We start from the raw sequence: 14,970 nt of genomic DNA, 5'->3' as shown, positions 1-14,970 counted from the left end.
CTGTCAGTTGCGCCCGTCGGGCAGGATCAGGTCGCGCAGGCCGTCACCGACCAGGTTGATGCCCAGCACCAGCACCATAAGGGCGACGCCGGGAATGGCGATGACCCAAGGGGAAAAGAACATGTACGGTTTGCCCTCGGCGATCATCAGCCCCCAGGAAGGAATGGGCGGCTGCACGCCAACCCCGAGAAACGACAGGGCCGACTCGAGGAGGATCGCGTGAGCCATTTCCAGCGTAGCCACGACGATCAGTGCACCGACCAGATTGGGCAGGATTTCGCTGGCCAGAATGCGCAGCGTCGAGCAACCCAGGGCCTGGGCCGAGGCGACGTATTCAGCATCGCGAATCTGCTGCACGGCAGCGCGCACCACCACGGCAAAGCGGTCCCAGAGCAGGCAGCCAAGCAGTACGATCACCACTTTCAGCGAACCACCGATCAGCGACGCGGAGGCCAGCGCGATCATCACCACCGGCATCGCCAGGCGAGTGGTGATCAGGTAGCTGATCAGCGCATCGGTCTTGCCGCCAAAGTAACCGGCCAGCAGGCCCATGATGGTGCCGATGATTCCGGAGATCAGCGCGGCCGAGAAGCCGATAAACAGCGAGATGCGTGCGCCGTAGAGCAGGCGTGACAGGTAATCGCGGCCCAGTTTGTCGGTGCCCAGCACGTAGTCCCAGGTGCCGTTGGCCATCCACACCGGCGGTTTCATGCGCAACATCACGTCCTGCGCATAAGGGTCGTAGGGGGCCAGCCAGGGGGCGAGCAGTGCGCCGAGCAGGATGATCAGCAGCAGTACCGCGCCGATGGCGAAGCCGCGATGCACGAAGCTGCTGCGCAACGTGCGCCAGACGCTGCGCGCTGGAGGCTGGTAATCGTTGATCAGCAGCGGCGATGAGGTGGTTGTGCTCATGGGGCCTCCTATTTCACGCGGATGCGCGGGTCGAGCAGTGCGTTGAGCACGTCGGCCAGCAGGGTGAGGACGATGTAGATCACCGCAATCAATAGCACGACCGCCTGCACCACCGGGAAATCGTCACGGGCAATCGCATCCCAGGCCAGCTGGCCAATGCCCTGCAGCGAGAAAACCGTTTCGATGACCACCGAACCGCCGAGCATGAAGCCGAATTCCACTGCGGCGAGGGCCACCACCGGAATCAGCGCGTTGCGCAACGCATGCTTGAACAGCACGGTGGCAGGGCGCAGGCCCTTGGCCCGCGCGGTGCGGATGTAATCGGAATTGAGCACGTCGAGCATGCCCGCACGGGTCAGGCGCATGATCGCCGGCGTGGCGTAATAACCGAGGGCGATGGCCGGCATCACGAAGTGCGTCCAGGTCGAATTGCCGGATACCGGCAGCCATTTCAGGGTGACCGAGAACACCACGATCAGCATCAGTGCGAACCAGAAACTCGGCATGGCCTGACCCAGTACTGCGATGCTCAGTGCCAGGCGATCAATCCACGTGTCGCGTTTCACCGCGGCCAGCACACCCAGCGGAATGGCGATCAGCAGCGCAATACTCAGGGCCATCGCTCCCAGTCCGAGGGTGATCGACAGTCGCGAGGCGATCAGGTTGTAGACCGACTCCTGAAAGAAGAACGAGTCGCCCAGATCAAGACGCACCACGTCGGCCAGCCATTCGAAATACTGCGTAACCAACGGCTTGTTGAGGCCGTACTGCACCCGGATCTGTTCGATCTGCTCGCTGCTGGCTTCCGGGCCACCGATGGCAGTGGCCAGATCGCCGGACAGGTGCAGCAGGGAAAAGCTGATCACCGACACGGTAATCGCTACGCACAGGGCAATACCCAGGCGGCGCAAGAGAAATCCGAACATGGCAAGTGACCTTGTGTTCAGGGAGTGACGGGGTGGCTGAACCTGCTGCAAGACGCGTCGTGCGCCTCACAGCCCGGTTCGCCGACTGGCCTGGGCAAGCGCTTATTTCCAGCTCGACAGCACGAAGCGCGGCAACTCGTCCGGGTAAGGCTTGAAATTCAGGTCCGAGACATAGGCGTAGTTCATCGAGTAGTTGAACAGCGGCGCCCAGTAGGCCTGCTCGCTGATGCGCTGCAACGCCTTGCGGTAGTTGTCCTTGCGCACCTGCGGGTCCAGCGCGTTGTCGGCGGTCTGCAGCCAGCCCTGGACTTGCGGGTCCTTGATGTTGTCGTCGGGGTTGCCCTTGAACCAGGTGCCGGCCGACGCCGAGGTGTCGAGGATCGAGAACGAGCCCCACGCCTGGAACGACATCGGTACCTTGCCGCCGCGCTGCTGATCACGCAGGGCGGCGTACTTCAGGTAGCGCAGCTTGGCGTTGATGCCCACGGCGCGCAGGTTGCCGATGATGGCTTCCACGTAGTCGCGGTCGCGGTAAGCGAAGATTTCGGTCTCAAAGCCGTTCGGGTAGCCGGCTTCGGCGAGCAGCGCCTTGGCCTTTGCCGGGTCGTAGTTGTAGACCGTGGCGGCGGTGGTGTCACAACCGAACTGGCCAGGGTAGCAGGCGACTTGCAACGGCTTGCTTTCGCCGCCGACCAGTTGCGAAGCCAGCCCGTCCCGATTGATCGCGTAGTTGATCGCCTGACGTACTTTCAGGTGCTTCATCGGCGAATCGGCGCTGGAGGTGCCGCGCGCGTCGAGAATCAGAAAGCCAATGCGCATGGTCGCACCGCTGGTCACCACCAGATTGGGCATGGCCTTGAGGTTTTCCGCCTGATCCGGTGCAACCCGCCACGTCCAGTCGACGCCACCGGTCATCAGCTCGGCCAGACGGGTTTCGGCATCGGCGATCACCCTGAAGTTGATGTGCCCGATCTTTGGCTGACCCTGAGGGCTGTCCTTGAAGTAGTCCGGGTTCTTGTCCATCTTCACGCCTTCGCCGGTGGCGATGGCCGTCACCTTGTAAGGCCCGGTGCCGATCGGTTTACGGCTGAAGCCTGCCAGCCCGACTTCTTCGAAATATTTTTTCGGGAACATCGGTACGGCGTTGGAGAGGTATTCCAGCGCAGGCGGGAAGGGTTTTTTCAGGTGCAGGCGAACGCTGTAATCACCCAGTTTTTCGGCGCTCTTGATCCAGTCGACGTTTTGTACCGTGACCACCTTGGACTCGGGAGACACCACATAATTGAGGGTGAACACCACGTCATCTGCGGTAAACGGGTCGCCGTTGTGAAACTTCACGCCCTGGCGCAGTTGGAAATCGATGGTCGTATCGTCGACTTGTTTCCAGCTGGTGGCGAGCATCGGTTGGTACTCGCCATTGTCCGGGTTGCGATAGACCAGGTTGTCCCAGATCAGGCGACCGAGGATCACGCCTTCGCGCAAATCGTTGTGATAGGGGCTGATGTTTTCCGGTTCGCTGTCGGAGGCGTAGACCAGTGTGTCGTCAGCCTTGCCGGCCAGGACGGAGAAACTGCTGAACAGGCTCAATAGCGCGATGCTGCGAGCGAAACCCTTGATTCCCATGCCGTCGTCTCCAAAAGGCAAAGTGGATGTATCAAAGGGCAGTGGGTCGCAAATGCGAGAAGAGGGGAAACAACGAGGCCGCAGTGTTCTTTTGATTGGCTTCTTTTGATGAGTTGCGCCTCGACATGACTCTAGGCAAAGCGTATCAATGCCACAAGCACAATATTTCGAACCTTTCATTGCTGAAAAGGCAACGCAGGAGCACCGATGCAACTCTACGGCGTACAGTCCACGGCCTTGCGCTACTTCCTCGAAGTGGCGCGGTGCGGATCGATCAGCGAAGCCTCGATCCGCCTCAATGTCGCGTCTTCGGCAGTCAGTCGGCAGATCAGCAAACTGGAGCGGGAACTGGATGCAGTGCTCTTCGAGCGTCAGGCGCGCGGCATGATGCTCAGCGAGGCGGGGGTTCGCCTGGCGGCCTATGCACGCAAATCACAGCTTGAGGCCGAGCAGGTGGTACTGGAAATTACCGAGCTGCAAGGCTTGCAGCGTGGGCATGTACGCATCGCCTGCTCCGAGGGCTTTGCCCTGGATTTTCTGCCGCAGTGCATTGCGCGCTTTCGGCGGCAGTACCAGGGCATCCATTTCTCGATGGAGGTCTGCGCCCCGGCGCAAGCCACCGAACGGGTGCGCTCGGGCGACGCTGACCTGTGCCTGACTTTCAGCCTGACGCCGCAGAACGAGATCAAGGTCGAGCACATCCACAGCGGCGCGATCTGCGCTGTGGTCAGTCATAACCATCCGCTGGCCGCACGCAAGGAGGTCACGCTGGCTGAACTGCAGCCTTACGCCATCGCCCTGACCAACACCGACACGACCTTGCGCCAGTTGTTCGATATCTGCTGCGGCGTGCAGGGCCTGCTGTTCGATCCGGTGCTGACCAGCAATTACATCGGCGCCTTGCTGCGGTTTGTTCGGGAGGAGGGCGGAATCAGCCTGTCCAGCGAGATGACACTGGATAAACGCGCCCATGAAAAACAGCTCAAATCGCTGCCGATCAGTGACGATGGCATGAAGGCACGGCGTATCGAGTTGCAAAGCATGGCCGGGCGCAACCTGCCGGCGGCAGTCGCTGCCTTTCGTGATTTTCTGATCGAGGAGCTGGCAAAGACCTGAGCCGCTGGCGGTATTGCGGGAGCGTTGTGTGGAGTGAGTAACCTTTGGTTGATGAAGTTCGCGAGCATGATGTTATAGTGTAACGAATTTATGGCCGTGCGCTGCACGGCTGTGAACCGCCAACATCAGGCTTCGCCCGCGTGGTGAAGTTCGCCAACGAGACGAACGACGCACATGAACAAACCTCTCCCGGATGTTGCCCTGACGGAAATTTCCCCGGCGCTGGTGTCACTCGACTGGGTCGGCATGCAAGGTGTGGAAGTGCCGATCAGACTGGCTGAAGCGAGCATTCGTCATCCTGTTCACGCGCATGTCGATCTGCAGGTCGATCTGGCCGACCCGAGCGTCAAGGGTATCCACATGTCGCGGCTCTATCGGTTGCTCGACGGCTATGCCGAGCGCCAGATCGTCAGCCCAGATACGCTGGCTGCCTTGCTGGAAGCCATGGTCGAGAGCCACCTCGACTGTCACTCCAGCCACGCCCGACTCAAGCTGAGCTTCAATCTGCTGTGCCGTCGTCCGGCGTTGATCACCGAAGGGCTCAGCGGCTGGAAATCCTACCCTGTGACGCTCGATGCCACCTGGCATGCCGGTCGGCTGTGCCTCGACAGTTCGGTGGATGTCACCTACTCGTCCACCTGTCCGTGCTCGGCTGCATTGTCTCGCCAATTGCTGGAAGAGGCATTCGCGGCGCGCTTCGGCAGGCAGTCGTTTGTCGATCCGATGCAGGTCGCCGCCTGGTTGCGCGAGAACGCATCGTTCGCCACGCCGCACAGCCAGCGCAGCGTTGCGACGGTGCAGGTGCGGGTGGCGGAGCAGGCGACCGAACTGGGCCTGATGACGCTGATCGACCTTGTCGAACAGGCGTTGGGCACCCCGGTACAAACCGCGGTCAAGCGCGCCGACGAACAGGCTTTCGCGCGGCTCAACGGCCAGAACCTGATGTACGTCGAAGACGCTGCGCGCAAGGTCCAGCAAGCACTCGAAGGCCGCTATGCAGCTTCCAGCGTCAGTGTCCGTCACTTCGAAAGCCTGCACCCGCACGATGCCGCTGCCCAGACTTCCAACTACCTGTCCTGAGGTTTCATTCCGTGATCCGTAAAAATCCTTCCGGCCATCTGCCGGTCATTGCCGAGTCCGCCTACATCGATAAAACCGCGATCATCTGCGGCAAGGTGATCATCAAGGACAACGTATTTGTCGGCCCCTACGCCGTGATCCGCGCCGACGAAGTCGATGCTACCGGAGACATGGAACCGATCGTCATAGGTGCCAATTCCAACATCCAGGATGGCGTGGTGATTCATTCGAAATCAGGTGCTGCTGTCACCATCGGCGAGTTCACCTCGATTGCCCATCGCTCCATCGTGCACGGACCTTGCATAGTTGGAGATCGCGTGTTCATCGGGTTCAATAGCGTGTTGTTCAATTGCCAGGTCGGCAACGGCAGCGTGGTCAGGCACAACTCGGTGGTCGACGGTCGCGATTTGCCGGAGCACTTTTACGTGCCGTCCACCACACGGATCGGGCCGGGCACTGACCTTTCGCAATTTCCACCGGTGAGCATTTCGGCTTCGGAGTTTTCCGAAGATGTGGCGCACACCAATATTGATCTGGTACGCGGCTACAAAGCGCTTCAGAACGAGTTTTGAAGCGCTGCGCGCCAGCGGCAAGCGGCAAGTTATAAGCTGCAAGCTAGAGGCTAAAAGCTTGAAGCTTTCCACTTGCAGCTTGCAGCTACAAGCCATTAGCCCCCCATCACGGACCTTGGACTTTTCATGACAACAGCTGTTCACTCAAACCGGGCACCCGCATCACGACTGCGCTCAATCGATGCTCTGCGCGGGCTGATCATTCTTTTCATGTTGCTGGACCATGTCCGCGAAACGTTCTTCATGCACCACCAGGTCATCGACCCGATGGACGTCACAACCACCGCGCCCGAGCTGTTTTTCAGCCGGACGCTGGCGCATTTGTGTGCGCCACTGTTCGTCCTGCTGACCGGGCTTTCGGCGTTCCTCTATGGCGAGAAACACCAGGGCAAAACCGACGTCGCGGCGTTCCTGCTCAAGCGCGGTCTGTTTCTGATTGCGCTGGAGTTCACCCTGGTGAGCTTTGCCTGGACCTTCCAGTTCCCGCCGACCATCATCTACCTGCAAGTGATCTGGGCCATCGGCCTGAGCATGGTCGCGCTGTCGCTGATGGTGTTCCTGCCGCGCTGGGCACTGGTGCTCATCGGCGTGGTGATCATCGCCGGGCATAACCTGCTGGACACGGTGCATTTCGGTGTCGAGTCGGCCATGCACGTGCCGTGGGCGATTCTGCACGACCGTGGCTGGATCGAGGCTTCCGATAACCTGCGCTTGCGTACGTCTTATCCGTTGTTGCCGTGGATCGGCATCATCGCACTGGGCTACGCCGCAGGCCCCTGGTTCTCAAGCAGCTACGATGCGGCGAAACGCCGTGCGAATCTGTGGAAGTGTGGGGCAGGGGCGTTGCTGGGCTTCGTGGTTCTGCGCCTGATCAACGGCTACGGTGAAAAGCCGTGGAGCGTCGGCGACAGCGGTATACAGACGCTCATGAGCTTCTTCAACATCACCAAATACCCGCCCTCGCTGCTGTTCATCTGCCTGACGCTGGGGATTGGTCTGCTGATCCTCATCGCCTTCGAACGCGGTCAGGAAAAAAGCGTTTTGCGGCCGCTGGTGGTGCTCGGTTCGGCGCCGATGTTTTTCTACCTGCTGCACCTTTACGTGCTGAAAATTCTGTACCTGATTGCCTTGGCGATCTGGGGCACCAATCAGGGCACGTACTTCGGTTTCGATCACATGTGGGGCGTCTGGCTGACCTCGGTGGTACTGGCCGTACTGCTGTTCCCGGCGGTGCGCTGGTTCGCCGCGCTCAAGGCTCGTCGTCGCGATATCAGCTGGCTGAAATACTTCTAGTCCCCGCAATAGCGGTGCGCCTGCTGGCGTACCGCGTCTCGCCTGGCGTCAATCTCCGTGCGCCCCGTAATTCATGATCGACAGCAGCTTGATCGGCACCTGCACCAGTTGCTCGGGGCCATGGGGGATGTCGCCGTCGAAGGTCAGGCTGTCACCGGCCTGCATCGGATACAACTGGTTACCGTGGCGGTAGATCAGTTCGCCTTCCAGCAGGTGCAAAAACTCCGTGCCTGGGTGTGAGAAGGTCGGAAACTCTTCGCTGGCATCGTCCATCGTCACCATGTACGCCTCGAAACTCTTCTTCGGCCCACGGGTATGGTTGAGCAGGTGATAGGTGTGGCCTTTCTCGGTGCCGCGCCTCACCACTTCGAGTCCTTCATCGGCCTTCACCAGGAGGGCGCTGCTGCCTTGCTGGTCATACTGGCTGAACAGTTTGGACATGGGCATGCCCAGCACGTCGCACAGGCGGCTGAGGTTGTCGAGGCTGGTCGAGACCTGCGCGTTCTCGATCTTGCTCAGCATGCCCTGGCTGATACCGGCGATGCGCGCCACGTCGGCGAGCTTCAATTCCTGAGCCTGGCGCTGTCGCTTGATCTGGATGCCCAGGTACTGCTCGAGCTTCAATTTCGGATGTGGTTCGGTCGGCATGTTCATCGGCTTTGCACAGTTTCCGTTCAATAATTTTTATTTCGCACTGGGAATGTGCGTTTCGACAGGCCGTGGTGTGGCCGGTGTGCAGATTATTCCCAGAGGGAAAACGAGTTTCCCATATAAACAGCGGAATTACCCCTCCTGAGTCGCTTCGTTTGACTGACATACCGAACTGGCAAGCGCTTTGCATTCCTAAAGGGAAAGTAACATTCCTGCTCGGAATATGCACCGAGAGGCAGTGAACAGCGGCCCTTCCCTGAAACGTTTTGCTTTTGCCAGGAGACACGTCCCATGTTGCCACCCGAAACACAGCGTCTGATCGAACAGCACGGCATCAAGTACGTACTGGCTCAGTTCGTCGACATTCATGGTTCGGCCAAGACCAAATCGGTTCCTGTGACAGGTCTGGAAATGGTTGCAGAGGACGGTGCCGGGTTTGCCGGTTTCGCGATCTGCGGGATGGGCATGGAGCCTCATGGGCCGGACTTCATGGCCAGGGGCGATCTGTCGTCGCTGACCCCGGTGCCATGGCAGCCGGGCTATGGACGGGTGGTGTGCATCGGCCATGTGGATGGCAAACCCTGGCCCTATGACAGTCGTTACGTGTTGCAGCAGCAGGTCGAACGCCTCGGCCAGCGTGGCTGGACCCTCAATACCGGCCTGGAGCCCGAGTTCAGCCTGTTCAAGCGCGATGTCACCGGCAGCCTGCAGATGGTCGATGCCAGCGATAACCTCGACAAGCCCTGCTACGACTACAAGGGGCTGTCGCGCTCTCGCGAGTTTCTCGAGCGCCTGACCGAAGCATTGCAGCCGGTGGGTTTCGACATCTATCAGATCGATCACGAAGACGCCAACGGCCAGTTCGAGATCAATTACACCTACAGCGAGGCCATGGAATCGGCTGACCGTTTCACCTTCTTCCGCATGGCCGCGGGAGAGATCGCCAATGACATGGGCATGATCTGCTCGTTCATGCCCAAGCCTGACCCCAAACGTGCCGGCAATGGCATGCACTTTCACCTGTCGATCGCCAGTGCCAGCAACAAGAACCTGTTCCACGATGCCAGCGATCCGAGCGGCATGGGGTTGTCGAAGCTGGCCTATCACTTCGCCGCGGGCCTGCTGGCTCACGGGCCTGCGCTGTGTGCCTTTGCCGCACCCACGGTCAACTCCTACAAACGCCTGGTGGTCGGCAATTCACTCTCGGGTGCCACTTGGGCTCCGGCGTTTATTGCCTTCGGTGCCAACAACCGCTCGGCGATGGTACGCGTGCCTTACGGCCGCCTGGAGTTTCGCCTGCCCGACGCCGGTTGCAATCCGTATCTGGTCAGCGCCGCGATCATTGCCGCAGGGCTCGACGGTATCGACCGGCAACTGGAAATCGATCACGTCTGCAACGAGAACCTCTACACATTGAGCCTCGAAGAGATTGCCGCACGGGGCATCAAGACCCTGCCGCAGTCGCTCAACGAAGCCTGCGATGCATTGCAGGCCGATCCGTTGTTTGGCGAAGTGCTGGGCAGCGAGATTGTCGATGAATTCATCCGCCTCAAGCGCATGGAATGGGTGGAATACAGCCGCCACGTGAGCGACTGGGAAGTGAAGCGCTATATCGAGTTTTTCTAGCGGCAAGTTTCAGAGAGCAGCTGCAAGTTTCAAGCGGCAAGCTGCAAGAAGAAGCGGATTGCGGCGTGTTTGATTTCTCTGTCTACGCGGTTGGTTTTTAGCTTGCAGCTTGCAGCTTGCAGCTTGCAGCTTGCAGCTAAAAGCTTGCCGCTCCCGAACAAGGTGAGGCGTATGTGCGGAATCGTTGGTTTGTATCTGAAAAACCCGGCGCTGGAGTCGCAACTCGGCAAGTTGTTCGAGCCGATGCTCGAAGCCATGACCGACCGCGGACCGGACAGTGCCGGGTTCGCCATCTATGGGGACGAAGTGGCGCAGGGCTGGGTCAAGCTGACCTTGCAGGCCACCACCGAACAGTATGATTTCACGGCGCTGATTGCGGCACTGCAAGACAGGTTGAGCGCACCGCTGGACTGGTTTCAGAACGCCAGCGCCGTGGTATTGAAGATTCAGGCAGAAGAAGCACCGGTGCGCGCTGCGCTGGCGGAACTGGCACCGAGCGTGCGCATCATGAGTGCCGGGCAGAGCATCGAGATCCTCAAGGGCATGGGCCTGCCGCGGGAGATTTCCGAACGTTTCGGTCTGGCGTCCATGAAAGGCAGCCACATCATCGGCCACACGCGCATGGCCACCGAAAGCGCCGTGACCATGGAAGGCAGTCACCCGTTCTCCACGGGCTCCGACCTGTGCCTGGTGCACAACGGCTCACTGTCCAATCACTTTCGTCTGCGCCAGAACCTGCGCCGCGAGGGTATTCATTTCGAGACCGATAACGACACCGAAGTGGCGGCAGGGTATCTGGCCTGGCGTCTGCAACAGGGCGACAGCCTGAAACAGGCACTCGACAAGTCGCTCGAAGACCTCGATGGCTTCTTTACTTTCGCCATCGGCACACGCAATGGCTTTGCGGTGATTCGCGACCCGATCGCCTGCAAGCCGGCAATCCTTGCCGAAACCGATGACTACGTCGCCATGGCCTCGGAATACCAGGCGCTGTCCAGCCTGCCGGGGATTGAAAACGCCAGGGTCTGGGAACCGGTCCCGGCCACCATGTACATCTGGGAACGCGAGCCAGCCGAGGGAGCACGTCCATGAAAACCGTCGATCTTTCCAGCGCCACCGTGCGTGATCTCAACCAGGCCCTGCACGATCAGGTCAAGGAAGTACAGGACCGCGAATGGCTGGTCACGCATCCCGATGGCGCACACAACCTGGCGGTCGGCGTCAACGAAGCCATCTCCATCGATATTAAGGGCCACGCGGGTTACTACTGCGCGGGGATGAACCAGAAAGCGTCGATCACTGTGCACGGCAACGTCGGCGTCGGCTGCGCGGAAAACATGATGTCCGGCGCTGTGCGGGTCAAGGGCAGTGCCTCGCAGGCGGCCGGCGCAACGGCACATGGCGGCTTGCTGGTAATTGAAGGCGATGCCGGGGCGCGTTGCGGGATTTCCATGAAAGGCATCGACATCGTGGTCGGCGGCAGCATCGGCCACATGAGCTGCTTCATGGGCCAGGCCGGCCGGCTGGTGGTCTGCGGCGACGCCGGCGATGCGCTGGGCGACTCGCTGTATGAAACGCGGATCTACGTCAAAGGCAAGGTCGAGTCACTGGGCTCCGACTGCATCGCCAAGGAGATGCGTGAAGAGCATCTGCAGGAGTTGCAGGAGTTGCTCAATCGCGCGGGCTTCAACGAGAAGGCAGCGGATTTCAAACGCTACGGCTCGGCCCGTCAGCTGTACAACTTCAAAGTCGATAACGCCTCCGCGTACTGATCCAGGAGCATTACCATGAGCGACCCTATCAGCCACAAACCTGCTCCAGTCCTGCGCGAGTCGGCCACCTTCGATCGCCTGACCATTCAGGAAATCCAGCGTGCTGCGGAAACCGGCATCTACGACATTCGTGGTGGCGGCACCAAGCGCAAACTGCCGCACTTCGACGACCTGCTGTTGCTCGGCGCCAGTGTGTCGCGCTACCCGCTGGAAGGCTACCGCGAGAAGTGCGGCACTGATGTGGTGCTCGGCAACCGTTTTGCCAAAAAGCCGTTGTACCTGAAAATCCCCGTGACCATTGCAGGCATGAGCTTCGGCGCGTTGTCGGCCAACGCCAAGGAAGCACTGGGGCGCGGCGCGACCATCGCGGGGACCAGCACCACCACCGGCGACGGCGGCATGACCCCGGAAGAGCGTGGTCAGTCGCAGCATCTGGTCTATCAGTACCTGCCATCGCGTTATGGCATGAACCCGGACGACTTGCGCAAGGCCGATGCCATCGAGATCGTGTTGGGGCAGGGCGCCAAGCCGGGCGGCGGTGGCATGCTGCTGGGCATGAAAGTCACCGAGCGTGTGGCCGGCATGCGCACCTTGCCGGTCGGTGTCGATCAGCGCTCGGCCTGTCGTCACCCGGACTGGACCGGCCCGGACGATCTGGCGATCAAGATTGCCGAGATTCGCGAGATCACCGACTGGGAAAAGCCGATTTACGTGAAGATCGGTGCCAGCCGTCCCTACTACGACGTGAAACTGGCCGTAAAAGCCGGCGCCGACGTGATCGTCCTCGACGGCATGCAGGGCGGTACTGCGGCGACTCAGGAAGTGTTCATCGAACACGTCGGCATTCCGATTCTGCCTGCCATCCCGCAGGCCGTGCAGGCGCTGCAGGAAATGGGCATGCATCGCAAGGTGCAGTTGATCGTCTCTGGCGGCATCCGCAACGGCGCCGACGTGGCCAAGGCCATGGCGCTGGGTGCCGACGCAGTGGCGATTGGCACAGCGGCCCTGATAGCACTGGGCGACAACCATCCGCGGCTCGACGAAGAACTCAAAAAGATCGGCTCGGCAGCGGGTTACTACGACGACTGGCAAAACGGCCGCGACCCGGCGGGCATCACCACCCAGGACCCGGAACTGTCCAAACGCCTCGACCCGGTCGAAGGCGGCCGGCGCCTGGCCAACTACCTGCGCGTACTCGTCCTCGAAGCCCAGACCATGGCCCGCGCATGCGGCAAATCACACCTGCACAACCTCGACCCGGAAGACCTGGTGGCACTGACCGTCGAATCAGCAGCCATGGCCCGCGTGCCCCTGGCCGGGACATCGTGGATTCCGGGTTCGGGTTCGGGTTCTGGTTCTGGTTACTGACGTCATAACGTGCTTTCGAACGCGATGTACTGACTGACGCCATAACGTGCTTTTCGATCACGATGGCACAGACGACGCAAATTGCGACGTAAGTGACGGCTGAGTCCTGGCGCTGATCCGGCGACCCCCGGATCAGTGACAGGGCGAAGGAACCCGACGAAGTCGGGCCGGAAACGGAGCTGCGGGCTTTGCCTACTTTGGCCCCATCAAAGTAGGTCGCCGAGGAGCGAAAAGGTGATCTGAGCCGGACCCCAACCTACCTGATATCACAGAACTGCTCTGTGACGCAGAGCGTCACGAAAGGCATTACCACGAGTGGGAACGAGAGTCGCAATGTGATTTTTGATTCTGGCCGAAGGCCGCAGGAGCGAACTTGTTCGCAAAGAAGGCTTCTCAATCGACGTATTTTTGCCGATTACACTCGCGCTTTCGCGAACAAGTTCGCTCCTACGCCCTTCGGGCAGAAGCCTGGAAGCCTTTACTTGGAGCATCCAGGACTTGCGCATAACGATGAGTGCGGTGACGCAGAGCGTCACGAAAGGCATTACCACGCGGAGTGTGGGAACGAGCGTCGCAATGTGATTTTTGATTCTGGCCGAAGGCCGTAGGAGCGAACTTGTTCGCGAAGAAGGCTTCTCAATCGACATATTTTTGCCGATTACACTCGCGCTTTCGCGAACAAGTTCGCTCCTACGCCCTTCGGGCAGAAGCCTGGAAGCCTTTACTTGGAGCATCCAGGACTTGCGCATAACGATGAGTGCAGAGCGTGTGGAGGATCAATATTAATATTATGGTCTGAGCAGCATTTTCCTGGGCCTCTCAGGCAATCTCAACACTCAACGAAACACCGGCACCACATGCTTGATGAACAGCTCGAGCGACTTTTTCTTCTCGGCGTGGGGCAGGCTGTTGTCGCACCAGAAGCTGAACTCGTCGACACCCAACTCCTGATAATGACGAATACGCGGAATGATCTCCTCCGGCGTACCGATCATAGTGTTTTTGCGGATGTTCTCCAGCTCGAACTCCGGACGCTCCTTGAATTTCTCTTCCGGGCTAGGGGCCAGAAAACCATTGACCGGCGTCTGTTTATTGCCAAACCACGCGTCAAAGGTACGGTAGAACTTCGCGATGGCGGTGGCACCCACTTTCCAGCCTTCGGGATCATCTGCGGCATGCACATGCGTATGGCGCAGCACCATTAATTGCGGACGGGGCACGTCAGGGTTATTGGCCAGCGCGGCGTCGAACTTGTTCTTCAGGTCGACCACTTCTTCGTCACCCTTCATTAATGGGGTGACCATCACGTTACAGCCGTTCTGCACGGCGAAATTGTGCGAGTCGGGGTCGCGCGCAGCGATCCACATCGGCGGCGTGTTGATCGGCTTGGGCACAGAAGTCGAGGTCGGGAATTTCCAGATATCGCCATCGTGAGCGTAGTCACCCTGCCATAGCGCACGTACCACAGGGACCATTTCACGCAACGCCTTGCCGCCCTCGGAGGCTGGCATGCCACCGGCCATGCGGTCGAACTCCACCTGATAGGCACCGCGTGCCAAGCCGACTTCCATGCGCCCGTTGCTGATCACGTCCAGCAGCGCGCATTCACCCGCGACCCGCAATGGATGCCAGAACGGCGCAATGATGGTACCGGCGCCCAGATGAATACGTGTGGTCCTGGCCGCCAGATACGCCAGCAGCGGCATCGGGCTTGGCGAGATGGTGTATTCCATCGCGTGGTGTTCGCCTATCCAGACCGTGCTGAAACCACCTTGCTCGGCCATCAGCGTCAGCTCGGTCAGGTCCTCGAAAAGCTGGCGATGACTGACACTTTCATCCCAGCGTTCCATGTGCACGAACAACGAAAACTTCATGACACTTACCTCGCTTAAATCCTGGCGCCTGCACCGGCGTGATGAGTTATTGTTGTCTGATGGTATACCGTAATACTTTCGGTGCAAGTGTTTTTTGCGGCGCTGTTTTTCGCTGCAAAACGCAACAGCAGAAACGAAAAAAGCGCCTCAAAGGAGG

General features: G+C 59.8%; 13 protein-coding genes. 8 read left to right on the top strand and 5 right to left on the bottom strand.

Translation table 11 applies throughout. From position 1 onward, the window contains the following. Positions 1-3 precede the first annotated feature (3 nt). From JOE29_RS13430 to JOE29_RS13420, 3 genes are all read right to left on the bottom strand, one after another. Entirely contained in the window at positions 4-912 is a 909-nt protein-coding gene (locus JOE29_RS13430; RefSeq protein ID WP_044311485.1) for an ABC transporter permease, read from the bottom strand. Positions 913-920: 8 nt separating this feature from the next. Next, a complete protein-coding gene (locus JOE29_RS13425) occupies positions 921-1,838 on the bottom strand; it encodes an ABC transporter permease (RefSeq protein ID WP_044311484.1) in 918 nt (305 codons plus the stop codon). A gap of 102 nt (positions 1,839-1,940) precedes the next feature. Beyond that, positions 1,941-3,461: an ABC transporter substrate-binding protein gene (locus tag JOE29_RS13420; RefSeq protein WP_011267554.1), complete on the bottom strand. Its 1,521-nt coding sequence runs from the start codon at positions 3,459-3,461 to the stop codon at positions 1,941-1,943. A gap of 207 nt (positions 3,462-3,668) precedes the next feature. Here JOE29_RS13420 and JOE29_RS13415 point away from each other — a divergent pair, with 207 nt between their 5' ends. The 4 genes from JOE29_RS13415 (at position 3,669) to JOE29_RS13400 (ending at position 7,522) form a co-directional block, all read left to right on the top strand. Further along, positions 3,669-4,577, top strand: coding sequence for a LysR substrate-binding domain-containing protein (locus JOE29_RS13415; protein ID WP_003408081.1), 909 nt, complete (start codon positions 3,669-3,671; stop codon positions 4,575-4,577). 174 nt (positions 4,578-4,751) lie between these two features. Then, positions 4,752-5,657 carry a GTP cyclohydrolase FolE2 gene (folE2, locus tag JOE29_RS13410; RefSeq protein ID WP_017278404.1) on the top strand — a complete coding sequence of 302 codons (906 nt, stop codon included), beginning with the start codon at positions 4,752-4,754 and terminating at the stop codon, positions 5,655-5,657. 11 nt (positions 5,658-5,668) lie between these two features. Next, on the top strand, positions 5,669-6,229 hold the full coding sequence (locus JOE29_RS13405; protein WP_003317836.1) for a carbonic anhydrase: 561 nt from the start codon (positions 5,669-5,671) through the stop codon (positions 6,227-6,229). A gap of 126 nt (positions 6,230-6,355) precedes the next feature. Beyond that, positions 6,356-7,522, top strand: coding sequence for a DUF1624 domain-containing protein (locus tag JOE29_RS13400; RefSeq protein WP_057405713.1), 1,167 nt, complete (start codon positions 6,356-6,358; stop codon positions 7,520-7,522). 48 nt (positions 7,523-7,570) lie between these two features. Here the strand turns inward: JOE29_RS13400 and JOE29_RS13395 are convergent, their stop codons facing one another. Further along, positions 7,571-8,176 carry a helix-turn-helix domain-containing protein gene (locus JOE29_RS13395; protein ID WP_003348330.1) on the bottom strand — a complete coding sequence of 202 codons (606 nt, stop codon included), beginning with the start codon at positions 8,174-8,176 and terminating at the stop codon, positions 7,571-7,573. 288 nt (positions 8,177-8,464) lie between these two features. On the opposite strand from JOE29_RS13395, the gene glnT reads away from it, so the two are divergent. The 4 genes from glnT to JOE29_RS13375 all read left to right on the top strand — a co-directional run bounded on the left by glnT (position 8,465) and on the right by JOE29_RS13375 (position 12,939). After that, positions 8,465-9,799: a type III glutamate--ammonia ligase gene (gene glnT, locus JOE29_RS13390; RefSeq protein ID WP_010410509.1), complete on the top strand. Its 1,335-nt coding sequence runs from the start codon at positions 8,465-8,467 to the stop codon at positions 9,797-9,799. Positions 9,800-9,970: 171 nt separating this feature from the next. Then, complete coding sequence (locus tag JOE29_RS13385; RefSeq protein ID WP_003319399.1) at positions 9,971-10,891, top strand: glutamine amidotransferase family protein; 921 nt, start codon at positions 9,971-9,973, stop codon at positions 10,889-10,891. After that, entirely contained in the window at positions 10,888-11,571 is a 684-nt protein-coding gene (locus JOE29_RS13380; protein ID WP_003396007.1) for a protein glxC, read from the top strand. Before JOE29_RS13385 ends, JOE29_RS13380 begins: the two co-directional genes overlap by 4 nt. Before the next feature lie 15 nt (positions 11,572-11,586). Next, positions 11,587-12,939 (top strand): FMN-binding glutamate synthase family protein, encoded by a 1,353-nt coding sequence (locus JOE29_RS13375; RefSeq protein WP_210079594.1) that lies wholly within the window; start codon positions 11,587-11,589, stop codon positions 12,937-12,939. Positions 12,940-13,775: 836 nt separating this feature from the next. Here JOE29_RS13375 and JOE29_RS13370 read toward each other — a convergent pair. Further along, positions 13,776-14,813, bottom strand: a complete 1,038-nt coding sequence (locus tag JOE29_RS13370) for an LLM class flavin-dependent oxidoreductase (protein ID WP_024682958.1) — start codon at positions 14,811-14,813, stop codon at positions 13,776-13,778. Between the last annotated feature and the right edge of the window lie 157 nt (positions 14,814-14,970).

Source organism: Pseudomonas sp. PvP009 (assembly GCF_017832995.1).
In the GTDB taxonomy this organism is placed as follows: Bacteria; Pseudomonadota; Gammaproteobacteria; order Pseudomonadales; family Pseudomonadaceae; genus Aquipseudomonas; species Aquipseudomonas syringae.
This window is presented reverse-complemented; position numbering and strand designations above follow the sequence as displayed.

Excerpts from the sequence above, each read along its gene's own strand:
- JOE29_RS13430 (WP_044311485.1), bottom strand. The coding sequence starts at position 912 with ATGAGCACAACCACCTCATCGCCGCTGCTGATCAACGATTACCAGCCT.
- JOE29_RS13425 (WP_044311484.1), bottom strand. The coding sequence starts at position 1,838 with ATGTTCGGATTTCTCTTGCGCCGCCTGGGTATTGCCCTGTGCGTAGCG.
- JOE29_RS13420 (WP_011267554.1), bottom strand. The coding sequence starts at position 3,461 with ATGGGAATCAAGGGTTTCGCTCGCAGCATCGCGCTATTGAGCCTGTTC.
- JOE29_RS13415 (WP_003408081.1), top strand. The coding sequence starts at position 3,669 with ATGCAACTCTACGGCGTACAGTCCACGGCCTTGCGCTACTTCCTCGAA.
- folE2 (WP_017278404.1), top strand. The coding sequence starts at position 4,752 with ATGAACAAACCTCTCCCGGATGTTGCCCTGACGGAAATTTCCCCGGCG.
- JOE29_RS13400 (WP_057405713.1), top strand. The coding sequence starts at position 6,356 with ATGACAACAGCTGTTCACTCAAACCGGGCACCCGCATCACGACTGCGC.
- JOE29_RS13395 (WP_003348330.1), bottom strand. The coding sequence starts at position 8,176 with ATGAACATGCCGACCGAACCACATCCGAAATTGAAGCTCGAGCAGTAC.
- glnT (WP_010410509.1), top strand. The coding sequence starts at position 8,465 with ATGTTGCCACCCGAAACACAGCGTCTGATCGAACAGCACGGCATCAAG.
- JOE29_RS13385 (WP_003319399.1), top strand. The coding sequence starts at position 9,971 with ATGTGCGGAATCGTTGGTTTGTATCTGAAAAACCCGGCGCTGGAGTCG.
- JOE29_RS13380 (WP_003396007.1), top strand. The coding sequence starts at position 10,888 with ATGAAAACCGTCGATCTTTCCAGCGCCACCGTGCGTGATCTCAACCAG.
- JOE29_RS13375 (WP_210079594.1), top strand. The coding sequence starts at position 11,587 with ATGAGCGACCCTATCAGCCACAAACCTGCTCCAGTCCTGCGCGAGTCG.
- JOE29_RS13370 (WP_024682958.1), bottom strand. The coding sequence starts at position 14,813 with ATGAAGTTTTCGTTGTTCGTGCACATGGAACGCTGGGATGAAAGTGTC.